The following is an 18,811-nucleotide window of genomic DNA, read 5'->3' as shown; positions in this document are numbered from 1 at the left end:
GTTTCGCAAGCTGCCCCGAAGTTAGCATTGTCATGGCTTTCTTTTAAACATAAGATCCCACAGACGCAGGCAGGAGGAGCGTGATGTCAGCGCAACTGTGGGTCTCGGTCGTCCAGATCGGGTGCTTCTTCGGACTGGTGGCCCTCGGGTACTACCTCGTCCTCGAAGGAGCGGATTTCTTCAACTTCGCCCTCGGCCCGTTCGCGATGTTCTCCGGACTCACCGCGTCGTGGCTGATGGCGAAACAGGGCTGGCCGCTCGGCCTCGCCGCCGTCCTCGGCATCGCGATCGCGGCGGTGCTCGCGGTCGTCACCGAGGTCGCGCTGGTCCGGCCGATCGACGCGCGGACGGGCGGCGGCGAACTGCCGTCCCTCATCGCGGTCGTCGCGGTCCTGTTCGCGGTCGAGCAACTCGCCGGGACGCTGTTCGGACGGCAGCTCATGCCGGGCCGGTCATGGCTGCCCGGCACGTCCCTCGACCTCGGCTTCGTCACCGTGGACGGCCAGACGATCGTGCTCGTCGCCGCGACTATCGTGTCCTTCACCGGCGTGTGGCTGTGGATGCGGAAGTCCAAGTACGGGCGGATCCTGCGCGCGGTCGGGTCCAACCGGGAGGCGGCCCGCACGCTCGGCATGCCGGTCGGACGGGTGCGCCTGGTCGCGTTCGCGCTGGCCGGGCTGGTCGTCGGGCTCGCCGGGCAGCTCTTCTCCGCCAAGGCCGGGGTGAGTTTCCAGTCCGGGTTCGGGTGGGCGCTGTCGGGGTTCCTCGCGCTCGTCATCGGCGGGACGGGCTCGGTGTGGGCACCGCTCGCGGGCGGGCTGCTGCTCGCGCTGGCGCAGACGCTCGTCCCGTACTACCTGGGCAGCGCGTCGCTCGACTACGCCGTCCTCGCCGTCGCGATCCTGTTCTTCGCGCTGCGTCCGAGCGGCCTGTTCGTCAGGAGAGTCCGGGTATGAGTGCTTTGCCTTTGCAGAAGGCCGTGGGGTCGGTCCGGTCGGCGGAGTCGGCGCGGATCCTCGGGACGCTCGTCCTCACCGTCGCCGTCATCGGCTGGGCGGGCGCGGACCTGTTCCGGCAGGACCTGGCGCTGCTCGGCGCGACCTACGCGCTGCTCGCGCTCGGCATGTACATGCCGTTCAACCTGGCGGGTGCGCTGTCCCTCGCCTACAGCGCCTACGTCGCGATCGGCGGGTACTCGGTCGGGCTCGTCGCGACCAAGACCGGCTGGCCGCTGCCCGTCGCGTACCTGCTCGGCGCGCTCGCGTCCGCCGCGCTGGCGGTGGTGCTCGGGTTCGCGACGCGACGGCTGTCCGGGTTCTACCTGGCGGCGGTGACGCTGCTGTTCGGCATGGCTTTCCAGAGTTTCCTGCTGGACGCCAAGGACGTCACCGGCGGCGCGGTCGGCATCGGCTCGATCCGTCCGCTCACGTTCTTCGGCAGCGAGCTGGACCGGCAGACGTTCATCGCGCTGACCCTGCTCATCGTGTGGATCGTGGGCGTCGCGGTCGACCGGGTCCGCCGGTCGCCGTTCGGCGTCGCATTGCAGAGTTCGCGGGACGTCCCCGCCGCCGTGGAGGCGGCCGGGGTCGGCGTCCCGGCGCTGCGGCTGACGGTGCTCGGCGCGGGCGCGGCGATCGCGTCCCTCGGCGGCGGCCTGTTCACCACCGCGAACCAGACCATCGGCCCGGACACCTTCACCCTCCACCTCGTCATGCTGGCGATCTTCATGCCGCTGCTCGGCGGGCAGGGGTCGGCGTGGGGCGCGGTGCTCGGCGCCGTCCTGGTCGTCGAGCTGACCTTCAACCTGCAGATCTTCGAACGCTCCGGGTCGCTGATCTTCGGCGTCGCGGTGCTGGCCGTCCTGCTGATCGCGCCCGGCGGCATCATCGGCTACGCCGGGCAGGGCGCGCGGTGGCTGCGCGGCGCGGCGACCCGCACGAGAGGAGCACGGCGATGACCGTCCTGCTGGAGGGCGAGGGCCTCGGCAAGAGCTACGGCGGCGTCCGCGCGCTGGACGGCGTGTCGCTGCGCCTGTCCGCGGGCGAGGTGCTCGGCCTGATCGGCCCGAACGGCGCCGGGAAGACGACGCTGGTCGACCTGCTCGACGGCGCGCAGCCCGCCGACCGGGGCTCGCTGTCCATCCGGGGCCGGAAATTGACCGGTCCGCCGTCCCGCCGGGCCCGCGCCGGGCTCGCCCGGACGTTCCAGCACCCGCACCTCGCGCTCGACCTGACCGTGCGGGAGAACGTCCTGCTCGGGGCCGCCGCGCCGAAGCTTGCCGGTATCGGCGGACTGGTCGCGGGCCTGGTCGCGGGCGCGTTCCGGCCGTCCGGGGCCCGCTTCGACGCGACCCTGCACCGCGTCGCGGACGCCCTCGAACTCGGCGACCTCCGCCGTCGCTGCGGCGACCTGACGCTCGGCGAGCAGCGGCTCGTCGAGGTCGCGCGGGCGCTCGCGCAGGAACCGTCCGTCCTCCTGCTGGACGAGCCTTTCGCGGGCGCCGATTCGGGCGGCATCGCGGCGATCTCGGCGGCGATCCGCGCCGTCCGCGCGCAGGGCTGCGGGATCATCCTGGTCGACCACAACGTGGACATCGTCGCGTCCCTCGTCGACCGGATCATGCTGCTGCGCTCCGGCACGGTCGTCTTCGACGGCGACCCCGCCGAATGCCTGGCCAGCCCCGAAATGCAGGACGTCTACTTCGGCACGGGTGGTGAGAACGTTGTCGCGTGAGCGGAGCGAGTCGGGGGGTGTGGGGGGTCGTCCCCCCACAAAGAACACGCATGAATTGGTCCTTAGCGGGGTCTGTGTCCGCTATGGCGAGTCGACGGCGGTGTCGGACGCTTCGCTCACGTTCAGTGGGGGAGCGGTCAGCGCCGTCGTCGGGCCGAACGGGGCCGGGAAGTCGAGCCTGATGCTCGCCGCCTACGGGTCGGTCGCCGCGACCGGCCGGATCACGCTCGACGGCGAGGACATCTCCGGGCTCAGCGCCGCCCGCCGCGCGGGACGCGGCCTCGCGCTCGTCCCGCAGGGCAGGCAGATCTTCCCGCGCCTGACCGTCCGGGAGAACCTCCAGGTCATGGCCGACACGCTCGGCCTCCGGGCCGCCGAGGTGGAGACGGGGCTCGACCGGTTCCCCGTCCTGCGGGAACGCGCCCGCGCGCTCGCCGGGGTGCTGAGCGGCGGCGAGCAGCAGATGCTCGCCGTGTCGCGCGCGCTGATGGGGTCGCCGAAGGCGCTGCTGCTGGACGAGATGTCCACCGGCCTCGCCCCGCTGATCGTCGCCGAGCTGATGGACACCGCCCGCCGCCTCGCCGACGAGGGCACCGTCGTGGTCGTCGTCGAACCGTCCATCGGCGCGATCAGGGACCGGCTCGACCGCGGGTACGTCCTGCTGCGCGGCCAGGCGTCCGAACCGGTGGACGGCGGACGCGACCTGGACGCCGCGTACCAGCGCGCGATGGGCGTCACCGCGTCCGGCCGACCCGAGGACGCGGTGCCGACCCAAGGTGGAAGATGAGACATCACAAGATCGAGAGGACAGGCACACGGTGGAGGACACGGGGGCCCCGGAGCCGCGCGCGCAGATGCGCCAGCCGCGGGTGGCGGACCTGCTCGCCGACACCCTGCGGGCGCGGATCCTGCGCGGCGAGCTGCCCGACGGGAGCCTGCTGCCCAAGCAGTCCGACCTGCTGGAGGAGTTCGGCGTCAGCAAGCTCGCCGCCCGTGAGGCGCTGCGCATCCTGGAGACCGAGGGGCTGATCACCGTCCGGCGCGGGAACACCGGCGGGTCGGTGGTGCACGCGCCGAAACGGGACAGCGTCGCCTACATGCTCGCGCTCGTCCTGGAGTCGCGGCAGGCCGCGCTGCCGGACGTCGGATACGCGCTCCAGCAGATAGAGCCGTTCTGCGCCGCGCTCTGCGCGCAGCGTCCCGACCGGCACACCGCCGTCGTGCCCGCGCTGCGCCGCGCGCACGAAAGCCTCGTCGAGGCCGTCGAATCCGGCGACGAGAAGCGCGCGACGCCCGCCTCCCGCGAATTCCACGAGGCGATCGTCCGCCTGTGCGGCAACGAAACCCTCTTCGTCGTCGCCGGTGCGCTAGAAACCCTATGGACGGCGCAGGAGCGGAGCTGGTCCGAAGAGGCGACCCGCGCCGGTTTCTTCCCCGAGCCCGCCCTCCGCCGCCAGGCGTTGGACGAACACGCCGAGGCCCTCGCCCGCATCGAGGAAGGCGACGCCGAAGGCGCGGCCCGCCTCCTCCGCGGCCACCTCCAAACAGCCCAGAAATACCCGATGACCGGCGTAAGCGAAGACCAACGCGTCCAAGCAGCCCTCCTCCGCCCCCTGGTCCAGCCCCCCGAACACCCCTGAACCACCGCGCCTCAGCTGAACCACCGCGCCTCAGCCAACGCGAATTGGTCGGGGACGGCTCAGCCGCCCACGCCGCCGTTCGGGCCTCGGGTCATCTTGGGCGGTGCCGGGACCAGTACGCAGGGACCGACGGAGCCTGTGGCGGTGCCGACGAACATCCAGGCGACCGATGCGCCCCCGCTGAAACTGGTGAAACTGACCTCCAGCACCAGCGTCTTCCCGGGCCCGATCCGGTCGGGGTGAAGACGGTTGTAGGGGCCCTGGCCGTCGTCTTGCTGAGGCTCCCCGGTCACGAGCCAGCGGTCGTTGTTCGGGGTGACGGTCCCACGGGGCGTCCGGCAGCGCTTGTCGTTGGGCACGAAGTCGACGACCGCAGGCACGCCCAGCCCGCGCAGCCGGGAGGCGATGACCTCCGGATGGCGGTAGTCGCGGATGTAGATCCGGATCGAGCCGTCCGGGTCCCGCACGACCGCATTGGCCTGGGGCGCCCGGTCCCCGGTCAGCACCGGGATGCCGATCGCCAACCCCGCGGCGGTCGCCGCGGCGGCGGTCGCCAGTCCCACCCACCGCCACCGGGCACGCCGGGTGCGCGAGTCCACCGGCGCCGATGCGGTCTGGGCGGCGACGACGTCCTTGAGCTCCGCCAGGAGTCGTTCTTCGAACTTCTGCATGATCACTCCTTCGAGTAGGCCAGGGCGGCGGAGTGGGTGGACAGCGCGGCGCGCACCGCCTTGCGGGCCCGATGAAGCCGGACGCGCGCGGTGACAGGCTGGATCCCTAGGGCGGCGGCCGCCTCGGTGACCGTGAGCCCGTCCACCGTGATCAGTTCGAGCAGGGCGCGGATGCCTTCCGGAAACTCGGCGAGCGCCTCGTAGGTATGTCGCCCGGCGCTCTCGGCGTCGATCCGCTCCTCCAGCCGGGCGATGTCCTCGGCGTCCAGCAGCCGCCGCCCGGCGATCCGCCCCACGGCCCGGGACTCTCTCGCCGCCCTACGGCGCTCCGTGGCGACGACGTTGCGCGCGACCCCGTACAGCCAACCCAACTCGCTGCCCGCGGAGGGACGGTAGGTGTGCGCCGAGTCGATGGCCGCCAGGAACACCTCCGCGGTCAGGTCGGCCGCGGTGTGCGGATCGCGGACGCGGCGGGCGACGAACCGGCTGACCGCCTCGATATGCCGCCGGTAGAACTCTTCCAAGGCGGCGGTATCCGAACTTATGCACGCGAGGCCGCTCTCAAGCTTGGCCATGCTGTCTCCTCTCGCGGTTACACCCCTACTTGGCGCGGCACCGGAAAGGCGTTACCGAGTCGGGCCGCAGGGAGCCGTAGGCCGTCACGGGGAACCAAATGTGAACCCTGGCCGGGACCGTGGCCGTTGCGTACGCTGACGGCAAGGCCGTCCAGCAGAAGAGGTCGTCATGACCGAGACCGACCTGTCCGCCGCCCGCTGGCGCAAGAGCAGCCGCAGCCACAACAACTCCCAGCAGCAGTGCGTCGAGGTCGCTGCGATTGCCCACACGATCGGCATCCGGGACAGCACGGACCCTGCTGGGCCGCGCCTCGCCGTAAGCCGGGCCGCCTTTGGTGGCCTTGTCGAGCAGGCGAAGGCCGGAGCCCTGGACCATCCCGACACCCCCTGATCCGGGTGCCCTGGGCATCCGGCCCGTCCGCGAGGTCGCCAAGCGCACTCGGACGTATTCAGTGGAGCGCCTGTGCATATGCACGCCGCGTTGTTGCCGAGGATTCCCACTAGCCCATTAGGGTCCGTCGACTCGACGTCAACCTTCTCGCCTGGATGGGGAAGTCAGGGTAGGCGAAGAGGCCCCCGGAAGAATGTCGTCGTCCGTCCGGGGGCCTCTTGCTGCACGGGTCACGCCACTAGGGCTTGAGCCATGAATCACCTTCCTTCTTTACCGCCAGGTCTTGGCCCGCCCGTACTGGACGTACAGGCGGGGAGTCATGGAATCGAGAGCGAGGACGAACGCCGCGTGGTGGACGCGCGTGGGGTCGCGCCGCGGCGGTGTGCGCCTCTGCGGTGAATCCATGGCCAAAGCAGCCATGTGAGGCCGAATCCGATCAGGAAACAGGTCACTCCGTAGAGGAGGAGGCAGAGCAGAATGGGCCCGGTGTCGACGGACACGGTCATTTCTCCCGCGCCCAGGTCGGGGCGGCGTACGGGCGCGTGGCGAGCCTTTCCGCTATGTCGTCCTGGCGTGTGGTGGCGGTCCGCAAGGCGTCCAGGGTCGAGGCGCTGAGCGTGTCGACGAGCCCGGCGTCGAGTTGCCTGCGCGTGAGCGGGCGGCGCACGTGCACCGTCCACAGACCGCTTTTCTGGGCCAGATAAGGAACCGCCCAACGGCTGTCCGGCGGCTCCCCCACCGCGGGCAGCGGCTCGAATGGGTCGATCTTGTTTCGGTGCGGGGACGGGCTCATTCGGATTCTCTCCGGTACGTCGCGTGGATTCTTGCCGACCAGCTTGACCCACTTGACTAATCGTGGCTACATATCCGAGTGATACTTCCCGTGATATCACTCGCGGAGGAATAGAAATGCCCCCATCTGTCCCGATTGACCCCCGGCACAGCATGAGGGCGCAGCTCGCCTACACGCTGCGCCTCATGCGGGAGCTCCGAGGTCTGAGCCAGAGCACACTGGCGAAGGAGCTCTACGCGACCCGAGAGACGGTCGCGGCCTACGAAAGCCAGCGAAACCGCCCTGACAAGGACTTCTGCAAGAAGCTGGACGAGTTCTTCCAAACTGGCGAGATGTTCCAGGGCCTCTGGCACCACGCCCAGCGAGAACACCTCAACGAGTGGCTGGAGGCATACGTCGCCCATGAGAACGAGGCGACCGAAATTCGCAACTTCCAAACGCTCTACATCCCTGGCCTGCTCCAGACCGAGGGCTACATGCGAGCCACCGCTTACAAGGGACAGGTGAATGAGGAGCTGATCGCCAAGCGACTGGCTCGGCGGGACATTCTCAAGCGGGAGGTAAGCCGACCCCACCTCTTCGTGGTCCTCGACCACGCCGCGCTCCTTCGACGCTGGCGGGACCCGAACATCATGGAGGAGCAGCTCCGGTATCTCCTTGAGCTTGGTGAACTACCGCACATACATCTCCAGGCCGTCAAGATCACCGATGGATGGCACCCCGGACTCGACGGAGCGCTGGTCGTCCTGACCAAAGCTGACCGAAACCGCGTCGGGTATGTGGAAGCCCAATTCGGTGGGAGACTGATCGAGGACTCGGCGGAGATCGTTCGGCTGGGAATTCGGTTCGACGAGATCAGGTGTCATGCGTTGTCCGAAGAGGCCACTCGGGACCTGATCCGGAAGACGATGGAGACGATGCAGGATGATCCACTGGCGTAAGAGCAGCCACAGCCAAGGCGGCGGCCAGGGAGAGTGCGTCGAGGTCTCGACCAACACCCGAACGCTTTTCGTGCGTGACTCCAAGGATCCTGAGGGGCCGCGGCTTGCGCTGGGGGCGGACGCCTGGGTGGATCTTGTTCAGCGGGTCAAGAGCGGGGCTCTCGATCTGTAGTTCGCTGGCGGGTTTTGATCCAGATCATTCGGCGGCCGGTTTCGGCGGGGGCCTCCGGCTTCTCTGAGTCGGTGCGGGCCAGGTGGTAGCCGAGGCGTTGGGGGATGGCGGCGCTGGCGGTGTTGGCCTCGTCGCAGTGGATCTCGACCCGCTCGATTCCGGGTAGGGCGAACGCGGCCTCGGTGAGGGCTTCGGCCGCCCTGGTAGCGAGGCCCTTGCCGGTGTGGTCGGCGTGCAGCCAGTAGCCGATCTCCAAGCCGCCCGGCTCGACTCGGTCGTGGAGGCCGATGGTGCCGAGCAACTGGCCGTCATCGGTGGCGAAGATGCCGTAGATGTACGCCTCGTCGGCGTCCCACTGGCTGATGGTCGTGCCCACGTAGGTCCGCTGTTCGACGGGGTCCGGACGCTGGGCGGCCCAGGGCATCCAGGGGCGCAGGATCTCGAACGATTCGATGACCGCCGTGTGCAGGGGCGTGACGTCCGCCCTCGTCCAGCGGCGAAGCAGGATGTCGCCGAGTGCGATGCGCTCCGGTGGCCTCATGTCCTGAGCATGGGAGCTGTGGTCGAACGTGCGCAAACGATTTTGATCTCTTGGACCGAGTCACCTGCCCGTCCACGGCTGTCTACCTTCAGGGATAGATCTCCCGACGATCTACAAACAGTGCGTAGTTTTCTGATTACCCAGGGTAACATTGGCGATGTCGATGCAGCATCGACACACTCCCTGGAGGGATTCAGATGAATCGCACAATCCTGGCCAAGTCCTTGGCGCACGTCATCGCCATGACGGCGGCCGTCCTCGCCGCCGGATGGCTGACCGCCGGGGTGGCCGCGCCCGCGAGCGCCGCCACCAGCACCGACACCATCGCGCACGCCAACGCCCACGCCAAGCCGGACATCTGCCCCGACCTCCTCGACGAGCTGTGCAGGAACTCCCACGCCTGACCCGCGAGAAGCGCGGCGGCGCGGCCCCACCGCGCCGCCGTGGCATCACCCGGGCTTCGATCACTCCCATTGCTTTCGCCATTTCCGGTGTTCTATTACCGGGTACATCGTCGGCGAATGGGCTGTTACCGTCTGGCGCGTGCAGGCGGTGCGGGGCAAGCGGCGGGAAGTGCTGGAGATGTACCGGCGGACTCGTCCGTCAGACGTCCCGGCGAAGATGATCGAGGCCGCGACCGCGCGGCGGCTGGCCGGTGACCCTGCGGGGGCCTGCGCCGCCGCCCGCGTCGATCTGGACGTCGACATCCCCATGATCACGCGGGTGTACGGCCGCGAGCTGGCCGAGCGGATCGTCGACGACCTCCACCACGTCGCGCCGGACCTGCTGCGCTGGAACATCCCCCGCGGCCTGGACGGGCCCGGCGCGCCCATCGGTTTCGGGTTGTTACGCCGGTATCCGGAAGGCGGCGGCGCGAACCTCCTGGTCAGGACCGGCAACGACCGGCGGGGGCGGTTGGAGCTGTGGGTGAGATGCCGATCGGAAGGGGAGGCGGAGCTGCCGGACCGCGTCCGCAGGCTGTACCACCTGCCGCGCGCGTACTGGGATGCCCGGTACACCGGCGAGTTGCGCGCCCTCTGCGGCGGCGGGCCCGATCGGATCCCGTTCCACGGCGGAGACGGCCGCCTCCTGGACGTCCTTCCCACCGGGCCGCGCCCGGACGATCCGGTCGCGATGACCGAGTGGCTGACCCTGCTCTGGGACGAGGGCCGGACCGGCGAGGCCCTCGAAGCGTGCGGGATCAAGCTCGCCGCCGGGCAGCGGCGCACCTGGCCGGAGCGCCCGTGGATCGCGGTCGAGCGGCTGGTGGACGACGCCCGGACGATGCTCGCCGAGGGCGTCTTCGATCCCGGCCTGTCGGAGCGGCCGCCGCGTCCCGCCCGGACGGTCTGGGTCGAGTGCCGCGACGAGGGCCAGGCGGGCACGGACATCGAGCTGACGTTCGGCGACGGCGACGGCGGCCGCGTCACGGCGCGCCGCCGCGGTGCCGGGCTCGGCGAGTCCCGCCTGCTCACCGCACCCGAATACCGCCACCCGATCGACCTCGATCTCTTACGTTTCGGCCTCGCGAGACCGGACGACCTGCATCCGGCGGTCACCCGGGCGCTGTTCCACCCGCACGGCGCCACCGGACCGCCGGAGTTCCGAAGGCCGTCCGTGACCGGGGCGGAGCTGATGGAGCGGGCGTTCCATCGCGACACCGCGGGCGTGCGCGCGCTCCTCGACGCCGGTGCCGACCCGCTGGTGCGCGACCGGTCCGGCCTGACACTGCTGCATCTGCTGCCCTACCTCGATCACGAGTTGCTCTTGGCCCGGCTGCTCGCCGCCGGTGTGGACGTCAACGCCGTCGACGTCCAGGGACACACGGCGTTGCACGCGGCCGCCGTTCGCAGGCGTGAGCTGGAGCACGCCGGATCGATCGCCCGCGAACCGGTCGAGGACCTCATCGGACGGCTGCTCAACGCGGGAGCCGTCGACGTGTGCCGCGAACGGGGCGCGCCATGCCGGGCGGGCGCACCGTCCGAGCGCCGTGCCCGGCCCGGCGGCGAGGACGTCGAGCGGCTGCGGAGCCGGGCGTCCCGCACGGACTACCGGTCGATGGCGCGACTGGCGTCGGCGCTGTACTCGACCGGGAAGGACCGGCGCGAAGTGCTCGCCGAATGCTACGGCGCCCCTCTCCCGGACGAGTTCTTCGCGCTCGCCGACCGGCTGCCGCTGCCCGGACACCCTCCCGAGGATCTGCGGTGCCACGTGTGGCGGCTCGTCCTGCCGCCCGACCGTGGCGGCCCGGTTCCGGCGGGCCAGTCCAGCCTTGACGACTACACCGACCGCGCCGTGCTCGAACGCGACCGGCGGCTCGTCCCGGTGCTGTGGTTACGTGATCACCTCACCGAGTACGGCGGCCTCGTGCTGTGCTACCGGCTCACCGAACTCGCCCGCAGTGAGCCGACGGTGTTCGGCACCGATCCCCTGGACGACGACGGACGGATCGAACGGCTAGGGCCCTCGCTGGCGGCGGTGCTGCGCGACTACCACGCGATCGTCGTCGACCGGCTGGAAATGCTGCGGCGACTCAAGCCGGACCATCCCGACGTCGGCGCGCTCCCGACGCATCGTGCCGCGTTGCGGCTGGCCGGGACGCTGCTACCGGCCGGAGCGCCGGGCGTTGACCGCGCCGAGCCGTCCGCGCCGTTCACCGCGCCGGTGCCCGAAGGGACGCTGGCCCGGCTGCGGGCCCAGGCGTCCCGCGACGACTACCGGTCGATGGCCCGGCTGGCATGGGCGCTTTACTCGACCGGGACGAACGTCCGCGACGTGCTGGACGAGTGCTACGGGGTGGCGTTCCCGGAGGAGTTCTTCGTCCTCGCGGAGGCGCTGTCGCGCGGCTCGGTGTCCGGGCAGGAGACCTCGCTGCCGTGGGGGTTGGCCGTCCCGCTCGAACGGGGCGGTCCACCGCTGCGGCACTCGCCGACGCTGTGGCCGGCCGAGCGGCGGATCTTCGAGTGGGACTCCGACCTCGTCCCGCTCCTCGCCCTGTACGGCGACGAGCGGTGGGACCGCGTTGAGCACGAGTGGCGCGCGACGCCCCACGGCCACCTGATCCACTGCTACCGCCTGAGCGAGCTCGCCGCCGGGCGGAGCGGCGTGGTCGGCGTCCCGTGGCGGCGGGCGGAGGAGGGCGGAGAACTGTCCGCCGACCCGTCCGGCGACTCCCTCCTCGCCGTCCTGCACGAGCACGCCGCCGCCCTGCGCGACCTGGACGAATGGGAGAGCCGGCAACCGTGGAGCTGGGGCGCCGACACCATCGACGACCGGCAGATCGAGGCGTCCCGCGAGCGCGTCGCGGAGATCGAGGCACTCCAGCGCCTCGTGGACGACCGTCCGAGTTGACCCCCCGACGCGGTCGGGTCAGCGGCGACCGCGGCGCCGGAGGCGGAGCCGCCAACGGCTCGACCTGCCTTCGCTCGGCGGCGGCGTCGGATGGACCATCGCCGTCAGGCCCTCGGCGGCGAGCTTCTGCTTGATCCACCAGTTCTCGTCCAGCGGCTGGTGCGCGTCGGGCAGCGGCTTTCCCGAGCCCGGCAGGTCGGCGAACTCGCCCCGCTCCTCCGCCTCGCGGACCTGCCGGTCGATCCACGACTCGAAGCTGAGCCCAGGAGGCTTCCGCTCAGTCATACCCCCATTCTCCCACCCCGATTCGCGCCGCCCAGGTGAGGAGCCAGAGCCGGGTGTGGGCGGCGGTCAGTCAGGCCCGCCGTCTTCCGCTCGGTGACCTCGCGCTGTCGCAGGAGTCCGCGCGGGACGGGGTGCGCGGCCTCCCCGACCTGTTCGGCCGACTGCCGGAGCTTGAGGCGCTGCTCCTGTGACGGGTGACCTCGGGCGGTGGGTGGGACGGGGGAGGCCCCGGTGGCGTGGCGTGTGGGAGTGCGCCGCCGGGGCCTGGTCCGAGGGTCAGCAGGCGGCGGCGGTCAGGCGGATTCGCCAGATCGGGTTCCAGTCGATCCCGTTGCGGGCTATCCCGGCCGGGACGCAGCCGACCTGGTGGCCGTTGGCGTCGTCGTAGCGGGCCGCGGCGCCGTCCGTCTGGTTGTTGACGAAGGCGCCGTTGCCGTGCCAGTAGCTCAGCGAGTATCCGCCGTAGCGGTAGAAGTTGAAGACGTAGGCGCCGTTGGAATAGGGAACGACGGCGCATGCGTAGCTTCGGGCGCAGGTGAAGGAGCCGCCGTCGGGGACGAAGCGGTGGTCGACGGACGGCGACGTGGACGGCGCGGCCAGCGCCGCGGCGCCGGACGCCCGGGTGACGTGCACGGTGTACGCGCCGTGCGCGCCGGGCCTGACGGTCACCGCGCCGGGGCCGGCGGCCGCGTTCGCGGGCGTCATGGCGACGGCGGAGGTGATCCCGATCGCGGCCAGGCCGAGGGTCGCGGCGGTCTTGCGGGAGCTTTTCATGAACGCTGTTCCTCCTCCGCGGGGTGTGTTCTCCGGAATTCCGGATCGGATACTTCCATCATTGACCATTCCTGTAAATGTAAGTGAAGGCGATGCGTATGGTAGTCGGGCGGCTGCGTATGGTGGGCCGTCACGGTGCGTCCGCTGGAATGGCCTGCACGGAGTTGTCGGCCACTGTGCGTGATCGGAGCGGTAGGGGGTTTCCCTGAATTGTTCGGGGCGGGCTATCCGGGGAATCCGCGCATCGGCGTCCGGCGACGTCCGCTACAGGACAGCGGGACGGGACGTTCCTTCGCGTCTTGGCCTCGCGGCGGCCCCGGTTCTGGTGGAGTGGCGGGGACCGGACCCCTGGTTTTCGGGGGCCGGGCACGGGCACGTGACTGAGCGTTGCTATGACCTGTCCTTCCACGTGCAGGGGGTTTAGGACGATGACGTCGGGATGGCATGGATCCGGTGGCATGGACCCGTTCGAGGAGATGCTCGCCCGGTTCTTCGGGTCGCGGGCGCAGCGGCGTCCGGTGGAGCGGATGAGCCTCGCGCGGCTGATGAGCGAGCCCGCGCGGGAGATGGTCCGGGACGCGGCCGCGCAGGCGGCGCAGTGGGGCAGCCTCGACCTCGACACCGACCACCTGCTGTGGGCGGCGACCCGCCAGCAGGGCACCCGGCACTGGATGGAACGTGCCGGGGCCGACCCCGACCGGATCCAGAGCGAGATCGAGGAGCACGCGCGGCGCGGCACGCCACGGGACGTCCCACCGGAGCTGACCCCGTCGGCGAAGCGCGCCCTGCTCGACTCGCACCAGGTCTCGCGGGCGCTCGGATCGTCCTACATAGGCCCTGAGCACCTGCTTTTCGCGCTGGCGCTGGACCGGGGGTCGAGCGCCGGACGCATCCTGGACGCCGCGCACGTCACGCCCGACACGTTGCAGTCGGCGGCGGCCGGGGGCGGCGGGCAGCCGCCCGGCGGCTCGGGGCAGCAGCAGTCCGGGACGCCGACGCTGGACGAGTTCGGCCGCGACCTCACCGCGCTCGCCCGGGAGGGCCGGATCGACCCGGTGATCGGCCGCGAGAGCGAGATCGAGGAGACCGTCGAGGTCCTGTCCCGGCGCACCAAGAACAACCCGGTGCTGATCGGCGACCCGGGCGTCGGGAAGACCGCGATCGCGGAGGGGCTCGCGCAGCGGATCGTGGACGACGACGTCCCGGAGACGCTGCGCGGGAAGCGGATCGTCCAGGTCGACCTGGGCGGCGTCGTCGCGGGCACGCGGTACCGGGGCGACTTCGAGGAGCGGCTGAAGAAGCTCGTGGACGAGATCCGCGACCACGGCGACGAGCTGGTCGTGTTCATCGACGAGATCCACACGATCGTGGGCGCGGGCGGCGCGGAGGGCGCCATGTCGGCGGGCAACATGCTGAAACCGCCGCTGGCGCGCGGCGAGCTGCACGTCGTCGGCGCGACGACGATCGACGAGTACCGCCGCAACATCGAGAAGGACGCCGCGCTGGAGCGCCGGTTCCAGCCCATCCTGATCTCGGAGCCGACGCCCGAGGACAGCATCGAGATCCTGCGCGGGCTCCGCGACCGGTACGAGGCGCACCATTCGGTGCGGTTCACCGACGAGGCGCTCGTCGCGGCCGTCGACCTGTCCAGCCGGTACCTGACCGACCGGTTCCTGCCGGACAAGGCGATCGACCTGATCGACCAGGCGGGCGCGCGGGTGCGGCTGCGCTCCGGGACGCGCGACGGCGGCCGCCGCGAGCTGGAGCAGCGCCTGGAGCGGCGGCGGCGGGAGAAGGACCAGGCCGTCGCGGACGAGGACTACGAGAAGGCGTCCGAGCTGCGCGACGAGGTCGGGCGGCTGGAGCGGCAGCTGGAGGACGCCCGCGAGGAGGGCAGCGGCGCGACGATCGTCCCCGAGGTGACGACGGAGGACGTCGCGGAGGTCGTCTCGCGGATCTCCGGCGTCCCGGTCACGCAGCTCACCCAGGCCGAGCGGGAGCGGCTGACCCAGCTTGAGGAGCACCTCCACCAGCGGGTGATCGGGCAGGAGGACGCGGTCGCGGCGGTGGCGCGGGCCGTCCGGCGGTCCCGCGCGGGGATGGGCGACCCGGACCGTCCGACCGGCTCGTTCCTGTTCCTCGGCCCGACCGGGGTCGGCAAGACGGAGCTGGCGAAGGCGCTGGCCGAGGCGCTGTTCGGCAGCCGCGACCGGCTGATCCGGTTCGACATGAGCGAGTTCCAGGAGCGGCACACGGTGAGCCGCCTGATGGGCGCGCCGCCCGGATACGTCGGATACGAGGAGGCGGGGCAGCTCACCGACGCGGTGCGGCGCCAGCCGTACTCGGTGATCCTGCTGGACGAGATCGAGAAGGCGCACCAGGACGTGTTCAACGTCCTGCTCCAACTCCTGGACGACGGCCGCCTCACCGACGCGCAGGGCCGCACCGTCGACTTCCGCAACACCGTCGTGATCATGACGAGCAACCTCGGCTCGGAGCTGATCACCGGGCGCGGCGAGATCGGCTTCGGCGGGACCGGCGACGGGCCGGACGCCGCGCTCAGCGACCGGATCATGCGGCGGCTGCGCGAGTCGTTCCGGCCCGAGTTCCTCAACCGGATCGACGAGATCATCGTGTTCCAGCGGCTGGAGGAGGGTCAGCTCCGGCAGATCACCGACCTGCTGCTGGACGAGACGCGCCGCCGCCTCCGCGCGCAGGACGTCGACGTCTCGTTCAGCACGCAGGCCGTCGACTGGATCGCCGAGCGCGGCTACCAGCCGGAGTTCGGGGCGCGTCCGCTGCGCCGCACGATCCAGCGCGAGGTGGACGACCAGCTCTCCGACCTGCTGCTCGCGGGCGACCTCCGGCACGGCAGCCATGTGGACGTGTCCGCGGCGAACGGCGGCCTGCAGTTCCGGGTCAGCACGGAGGAGAAGGTGTAATGAATATAATCTTTCTGTGACCATTACAGGAGGATGCTCGTGGACATAGCGCTCGCCGACTACACGGCGGCGGCCGAACTCGCGAACGACCTGGTCAGGACGTCGCCGACCGTCCACGGGACGGAGGACCTCCCCGACCGCGACGCCCTCGGCGCCTTCCTCGACGAGTACGGGTACGACCTGCGGACGCCCGCTGACGACGACGTCCGCGAGGTCCATTTCCTGCGCCGGGAGGTGCGGGGGATCATTGAGACGGAGACCGCCGAGCAGGCCGTCGCGGGTGCGGCTGTGCTGCTCGGACGGGCCGGGCGCGCACCCGTCCTCCGCCCAGTCGACGGGGGCGGGCGCTGGCGGTGGCATGTTCCGACCGCGCCGGACGCGCCGCTCGCCGCCGAGCTGGCCGCCGTCGCCGCGGTCGGGATCGCCGGGACCGTCCGGGCGCTCGGCCACGACCGGTTCCGCGCCTGCGCCGCGCCCGCCTGCCGGGGCGTGTTCGCCGACGTGAGCCGGGCCGGACGCCGCCGCTACTGCACGCCCGCACTGTGCGGCAACCGCCTCAACGTCGCCAACCACCGCGCCCGCACCCGGACGGCCACGCCATGACCGCCGCTCCGCCGCCCCCGCTGACCGGTGCCATCGAGTTGCCGGACGGGACGCGGGTCCGGGGACGCGGCCTCCGCAACCCGCTGCCGGACGGGCCCGTCCCCGACTTCGGCCTCTACCTCGGGTCCGGACGGCTGCGCCGCCGCCACGAGTCCGCGCCGACCTGGCCCTCCGCGTGGATCGACTGGCCCGACTTCCTGCTGCCGCGCGACCGCGACGCCGCCGTCCGGGAGATCCGCGGGCTGCACGAGCGGGCGAGGGCCGGGGAGTCCGTCGAGGTCGCGTGCGGCGGCGGCGTCGGACGCACCGGCACGGTGATCGCCTGCCTCGCCGTCCTGTCCGGCGTCGCCCCGGCCGACGCCGTCGCCTGGACCCGCGAGCACCACCACCCCCGCGCCGTGGAGACCCCCTGGCAACGCCGCTGGGTGATCAAGTTTCCGGGTTAGGCGTCGAGGATGAGGGCGGCGGCGTGTTCGCCGATCATCATGCTGGCGGCGTTGGTGTTGCCGCCGACGATGGTCGGCATGATCGAGGCGTCGGCGACGCGGAGGCCCTCGATGCCGCGGACGCGCAGCGCCGGGTCGACGACGGCGCGCTCGTCCGCGCCCATCCGGCAGGTGCCGACCGGGTGGTAGACGGTCGTCGCCCGGTTCGGCAGCTCCTTCGCGAGCGCCGCGCGGTCGGGGAAGCCGGAACCCGGCGACAGCTCGGCCCGCACGTCGCCCGCGATGACCTTGTTGGCCATGACCGAGCGGACGAGTTCGACGCCGTCGAGCAGCAGCCGCGAGTCGTCCGGGTCGGTGAGGTAGCCGGGGTCGATCAGCGGCGCGGCGGACGGGTCCGCCGACGCGAGCCGCAGCGTCCCCCGGCTCTTCGGGTAGATCAGCGTCGGCATGATGGTGAGCGCCGAGCGCTTGTCGACCTTGTGCCGGACGGGCGCGTCCTGGTTCGGGAACGGATACGACCACGGCAGCGCGTGGAGTTGCAGGTCGGGCACGTCGCCCGCCTGCCCGGTGCGGACGAACCCGACCGCCTCGAACACGCTGCGCGCGACCCACGTCCCGCCCCTCGTCCACTCCCGGGCGACGCCCGACGCGAAGTAGGGCGCGGTGCCGCGGTGCCGGGCCGAGTCCATGACGTAGGTCATCGGGACGAACATGTGGTCGTGCAGGTTGTCCCCGACCGGCAGGTCGGCGTGCGCGTCGATGCCGTGTTCGCGCAGGTGGGCGGCCGGTCCGACGCCGGACAGCAGGAGCAGGTGCGGCGACCCGAACGCGCCCGCCGCGAGGACGACCTCCCGCGTCGCCCGCACCGTCGAGCGGCGCCCCTTCTTCGTGACGACCTCGACGCCCGTGGCGCGTCCCTTCTCCACGACCACCCGTTCGACCAGCGCGTTCGTCAGGACGGTCAGGTTCGGCAGGCCGTGGTCGTCCAGGTATCCGACGGACGAGCTGTACCGGAGGCCCTTGTCGACGCTCTGCTGGAAGATGCCCGCGCCGTCCTGCGTCTCGCCGTTGTAGTCGTCGTTGCGCTTCACCCCGGCCGTGTCGGAGAGCGCCTCGATGAACGCCTCCGACGCGGGGGTGAGGTCGCGCTGCCGCGTCACCTGGATCGGACCGCCCGCGCCGCGCAGCTCGGTCGCGCCGTCCTCCCAGTTCTCCATGCGCTTGAAGCTGTCCAGGACGTCGGCGTACGACCATCCGTCGCAGCCGTCCGCGGCCCAGTCGTCGTAGTTCTTCCGGTTGCCGCGCACGAACAGCATCCCGTTGATGGACCCGGATCCGCCGAGCACGCGCCCGCGCGTCTGCGGGATCCTCCGGTCGAGCGCGCTCTTCTGCGGGACGCTGTAGAACCCCCAGTCCAGCCGCTTCTTCAACTGCGGGACGTTGTGGAACACGGCGATCAGCCCCGGCTTGCGGACGAGCGGCGTCCGGTCCGGCCCGCCCGCCTCCACGAGGACGACGTCCGCCCCCGACTCGGCGAGGCGCCTCGCCAGCACGCATCCCGCGCTGCCCGCCCCCACGACGACATAGTCGGCCGTCACGTCCATGAGTTCCTCCAGCGGACGCCGGGCCGGGACACCGGCCGGGCGGCCGCGCTCAGCGGGCCCGCGCCTGGCCCGTCGGGGCGCCGCCGGTTCGAGGGGCGACGTGAATGGGTGCCGCGATCGTAGGAGGGGCCGGGTCGTCAGGCCAAGACGGGTCCCGATGACCGGAACCCGGAACGCGGAATTCGAGGAGCGGCCCGCCGCCGCGGTGTGCGGTACCGCGCCGGCGCGAGGGCCAGGTCACGGCCGGCGCGGTACCGGCGAGCGTCCGGCCGGTCTCTCCCCGCCGAGAGACCGGCCGGACGCGGGGCCCGCCCAGGACCCGAGGGGAGATTCGTCCTGGACGGGAAGT

The 18,811-nt window shown here is 71.3% G+C and carries 22 protein-coding genes; 14 read left to right on the top strand and 8 right to left on the bottom strand.

Annotated elements, in window-relative coordinates:
• The first annotated feature begins 83 nt into the window (after positions 1-83).
• From FXF65_RS02515 to FXF65_RS02495, 5 genes are all read left to right on the top strand, one after another.
• Positions 84-956 carry a branched-chain amino acid ABC transporter permease gene (locus FXF65_RS02515; protein WP_222868333.1) on the top strand — a complete coding sequence of 291 codons (873 nt, stop codon included), beginning with the start codon at positions 84-86 and terminating at the stop codon, positions 954-956.
• Positions 953-1,957, top strand: a complete 1,005-nt coding sequence (locus tag FXF65_RS02510; protein ID WP_148348018.1) for a branched-chain amino acid ABC transporter permease — start codon at positions 953-955, stop codon at positions 1,955-1,957. Before FXF65_RS02515 ends, FXF65_RS02510 begins: the two co-directional genes overlap by 4 nt.
• Positions 1,954-2,733 (top strand): ABC transporter ATP-binding protein, encoded by a 780-nt coding sequence (locus tag FXF65_RS02505; RefSeq protein WP_148348017.1) that lies wholly within the window; start codon positions 1,954-1,956, stop codon positions 2,731-2,733. Before FXF65_RS02510 ends, FXF65_RS02505 begins: the two co-directional genes overlap by 4 nt.
• 100 nt (positions 2,734-2,833) lie before the next feature.
• A complete protein-coding gene (locus FXF65_RS02500; protein WP_222868332.1) occupies positions 2,834-3,520 on the top strand; it encodes an ABC transporter ATP-binding protein in 687 nt (228 codons plus the stop codon).
• 31 nt (positions 3,521-3,551) lie between these two features.
• A complete protein-coding gene (locus FXF65_RS02495) occupies positions 3,552-4,373 on the top strand; it encodes a FadR/GntR family transcriptional regulator (RefSeq protein ID WP_222868331.1) in 822 nt (273 codons plus the stop codon).
• Positions 4,374-4,432: 59 nt separating this feature from the next.
• On the opposite strand, the gene FXF65_RS02490 is transcribed toward FXF65_RS02495, so the two are convergent.
• A complete protein-coding gene (locus FXF65_RS02490) occupies positions 4,433-5,044 on the bottom strand; it encodes a hypothetical protein (RefSeq protein WP_148348015.1) in 612 nt (203 codons plus the stop codon).
• 2 nt (positions 5,045-5,046) lie between these two features.
• Positions 5,047-5,619, bottom strand: a complete 573-nt coding sequence (locus FXF65_RS02485) for an RNA polymerase sigma factor (RefSeq protein WP_148348014.1) — start codon at positions 5,617-5,619, stop codon at positions 5,047-5,049.
• A 169-nt stretch (positions 5,620-5,788) separates the two neighbouring features.
• Here FXF65_RS02485 and FXF65_RS02480 point away from each other — a divergent pair, with 169 nt between their 5' ends.
• Positions 5,789-6,010: a DUF397 domain-containing protein gene (locus tag FXF65_RS02480; RefSeq protein ID WP_148348013.1), complete on the top strand. Its 222-nt coding sequence runs from the start codon at positions 5,789-5,791 to the stop codon at positions 6,008-6,010.
• A gap of 270 nt (positions 6,011-6,280) precedes the next feature.
• On the opposite strand, the gene FXF65_RS45755 is transcribed toward FXF65_RS02480, so the two are convergent.
• Together FXF65_RS45755 and FXF65_RS02475 are read right to left on the bottom strand one after the other, a co-directional pair.
• Entirely contained in the window at positions 6,281-6,415 is a 135-nt protein-coding gene (locus FXF65_RS45755) for a hypothetical protein (protein WP_281288860.1), read from the bottom strand.
• A 97-nt stretch (positions 6,416-6,512) separates the two neighbouring features.
• A complete protein-coding gene (locus tag FXF65_RS02475) occupies positions 6,513-6,803 on the bottom strand; it encodes a hypothetical protein (RefSeq protein ID WP_148348012.1) in 291 nt (96 codons plus the stop codon).
• A 152-nt stretch (positions 6,804-6,955) separates the two neighbouring features.
• On the opposite strand from FXF65_RS02475, the gene FXF65_RS02470 reads away from it, so the two are divergent.
• Both FXF65_RS02470 and FXF65_RS02465 read left to right on the top strand, forming a co-directional pair.
• Positions 6,956-7,744, top strand: coding sequence for a helix-turn-helix domain-containing protein (locus tag FXF65_RS02470; protein WP_222868330.1), 789 nt, complete (start codon positions 6,956-6,958; stop codon positions 7,742-7,744).
• A complete protein-coding gene (locus FXF65_RS02465; protein ID WP_148348010.1) occupies positions 7,728-7,916 on the top strand; it encodes a DUF397 domain-containing protein in 189 nt (62 codons plus the stop codon). The genes FXF65_RS02470 and FXF65_RS02465 overlap by 17 nt, the downstream gene beginning before the upstream one ends.
• On the opposite strand, the gene FXF65_RS02460 is transcribed toward FXF65_RS02465, so the two are convergent.
• Positions 7,891-8,457, bottom strand: a complete 567-nt coding sequence (locus FXF65_RS02460) for a GNAT family N-acetyltransferase (protein ID WP_148348009.1) — start codon at positions 8,455-8,457, stop codon at positions 7,891-7,893. The genes FXF65_RS02465 and FXF65_RS02460 overlap by 26 nt on opposite strands.
• 197 nt (positions 8,458-8,654) lie before the next feature.
• On the opposite strand from FXF65_RS02460, the gene FXF65_RS02455 reads away from it, so the two are divergent.
• Entirely contained in the window at positions 8,655-8,861 is a 207-nt protein-coding gene (locus FXF65_RS02455) for a hypothetical protein (RefSeq protein WP_148348008.1), read from the top strand.
• A 139-nt stretch (positions 8,862-9,000) separates the two neighbouring features.
• Positions 9,001-11,808, top strand: coding sequence for an ankyrin repeat domain-containing protein (locus tag FXF65_RS02450; RefSeq protein ID WP_148348007.1), 2,808 nt, complete (start codon positions 9,001-9,003; stop codon positions 11,806-11,808).
• 18 nt (positions 11,809-11,826) lie between these two features.
• On the opposite strand, the gene FXF65_RS02445 is transcribed toward FXF65_RS02450, so the two are convergent.
• Entirely contained in the window at positions 11,827-12,093 is a 267-nt protein-coding gene (locus FXF65_RS02445; RefSeq protein ID WP_148348006.1) for a DnaJ family domain-containing protein, read from the bottom strand.
• Positions 12,094-12,128: 35 nt separating this feature from the next.
• Between FXF65_RS02445 and FXF65_RS44345 the strand changes: the two genes are divergently transcribed.
• Complete coding sequence (locus FXF65_RS44345) at positions 12,129-12,284, top strand: hypothetical protein (RefSeq protein ID WP_222868329.1); 156 nt, start codon at positions 12,129-12,131, stop codon at positions 12,282-12,284.
• Between the two features lie 85 nt (positions 12,285-12,369).
• Here FXF65_RS44345 and FXF65_RS02435 read toward each other — a convergent pair whose 3' ends face one another.
• Positions 12,370-12,867 (bottom strand): hypothetical protein, encoded by a 498-nt coding sequence (locus FXF65_RS02435; protein ID WP_148348005.1) that lies wholly within the window; start codon positions 12,865-12,867, stop codon positions 12,370-12,372.
• A gap of 428 nt (positions 12,868-13,295) precedes the next feature.
• Here FXF65_RS02435 and FXF65_RS02430 point away from each other — a divergent pair, with 428 nt between their 5' ends.
• Genes FXF65_RS02430 through FXF65_RS02420 form a run of 3 tightly spaced genes read left to right on the top strand, consistent with a single transcriptional unit; the run spans position 13,296 to position 16,858 of the window.
• Positions 13,296-15,809: an ATP-dependent Clp protease ATP-binding subunit gene (locus FXF65_RS02430; protein WP_148348004.1), complete on the top strand. Its 2,514-nt coding sequence runs from the start codon at positions 13,296-13,298 to the stop codon at positions 15,807-15,809.
• 39 nt (positions 15,810-15,848) lie between these two features.
• Complete coding sequence (locus FXF65_RS02425; RefSeq protein ID WP_148348003.1) at positions 15,849-16,412, top strand: CGNR zinc finger domain-containing protein; 564 nt, start codon at positions 15,849-15,851, stop codon at positions 16,410-16,412.
• Positions 16,409-16,858 (top strand): protein-tyrosine phosphatase family protein, encoded by a 450-nt coding sequence (locus FXF65_RS02420; RefSeq protein ID WP_148348002.1) that lies wholly within the window; start codon positions 16,409-16,411, stop codon positions 16,856-16,858. Before FXF65_RS02425 ends, FXF65_RS02420 begins: the two co-directional genes overlap by 4 nt.
• Here FXF65_RS02420 and FXF65_RS02415 read toward each other — a convergent pair.
• A complete protein-coding gene (locus FXF65_RS02415; RefSeq protein ID WP_148348001.1) occupies positions 16,855-18,462 on the bottom strand; it encodes a GMC family oxidoreductase in 1,608 nt (535 codons plus the stop codon). The genes FXF65_RS02420 and FXF65_RS02415 overlap by 4 nt on opposite strands.
• Positions 18,463-18,811 lie beyond the last annotated feature (349 nt).

This window comes from Actinomadura syzygii, assembly GCF_008085905.1.
In the GTDB taxonomy this organism is placed as follows: domain Bacteria; phylum Actinomycetota; class Actinomycetes; order Streptosporangiales; family Streptosporangiaceae; genus Spirillospora; species Spirillospora syzygii.
This window is presented reverse-complemented; position numbering and strand designations above follow the sequence as displayed.

What these genes read in the sequence shown, in the direction of transcription:
- FXF65_RS02515 (WP_222868333.1), top strand. Translation starts at nt 84, where the DNA reads ATGTCAGCGCAACTGTGGGTCTCGGTCGTCCAGATCGGGTGCTTCTTC.
- FXF65_RS02510 (WP_148348018.1), top strand. Translation starts at nt 953, where the DNA reads ATGAGTGCTTTGCCTTTGCAGAAGGCCGTGGGGTCGGTCCGGTCGGCG.
- FXF65_RS02505 (WP_148348017.1), top strand. Translation starts at nt 1,954, where the DNA reads ATGACCGTCCTGCTGGAGGGCGAGGGCCTCGGCAAGAGCTACGGCGGC.
- FXF65_RS02490 (WP_148348015.1), bottom strand. Translation starts at nt 5,044, where the DNA reads ATGCAGAAGTTCGAAGAACGACTCCTGGCGGAGCTCAAGGACGTCGTC.
- FXF65_RS02485 (WP_148348014.1), bottom strand. Translation starts at nt 5,619, where the DNA reads ATGGCCAAGCTTGAGAGCGGCCTCGCGTGCATAAGTTCGGATACCGCC.
- FXF65_RS02480 (WP_148348013.1), top strand. Translation starts at nt 5,789, where the DNA reads ATGACCGAGACCGACCTGTCCGCCGCCCGCTGGCGCAAGAGCAGCCGC.
- FXF65_RS45755 (WP_281288860.1), bottom strand. Translation starts at nt 6,415, where the DNA reads ATGGATTCACCGCAGAGGCGCACACCGCCGCGGCGCGACCCCACGCGC.
- FXF65_RS02475 (WP_148348012.1), bottom strand. Translation starts at nt 6,803, where the DNA reads ATGAGCCCGTCCCCGCACCGAAACAAGATCGACCCATTCGAGCCGCTG.
- FXF65_RS02470 (WP_222868330.1), top strand. Translation starts at nt 6,956, where the DNA reads ATGAGGGCGCAGCTCGCCTACACGCTGCGCCTCATGCGGGAGCTCCGA.
- FXF65_RS02465 (WP_148348010.1), top strand. Translation starts at nt 7,728, where the DNA reads ATGATCCACTGGCGTAAGAGCAGCCACAGCCAAGGCGGCGGCCAGGGA.
- FXF65_RS02460 (WP_148348009.1), bottom strand. Translation starts at nt 8,457, where the DNA reads ATGAGGCCACCGGAGCGCATCGCACTCGGCGACATCCTGCTTCGCCGC.
- FXF65_RS02455 (WP_148348008.1), top strand. Translation starts at nt 8,655, where the DNA reads ATGAATCGCACAATCCTGGCCAAGTCCTTGGCGCACGTCATCGCCATG.
- FXF65_RS02445 (WP_148348006.1), bottom strand. Translation starts at nt 12,093, where the DNA reads ATGACTGAGCGGAAGCCTCCTGGGCTCAGCTTCGAGTCGTGGATCGAC.
- FXF65_RS02435 (WP_148348005.1), bottom strand. Translation starts at nt 12,867, where the DNA reads ATGAAAAGCTCCCGCAAGACCGCCGCGACCCTCGGCCTGGCCGCGATC.
- FXF65_RS02430 (WP_148348004.1), top strand. Translation starts at nt 13,296, where the DNA reads ATGACGTCGGGATGGCATGGATCCGGTGGCATGGACCCGTTCGAGGAG.
- FXF65_RS02420 (WP_148348002.1), top strand. Translation starts at nt 16,409, where the DNA reads ATGACCGCCGCTCCGCCGCCCCCGCTGACCGGTGCCATCGAGTTGCCG.
- FXF65_RS02415 (WP_148348001.1), bottom strand. Translation starts at nt 18,462, where the DNA reads ATGGACGTGACGGCCGACTATGTCGTCGTGGGGGCGGGCAGCGCGGGA.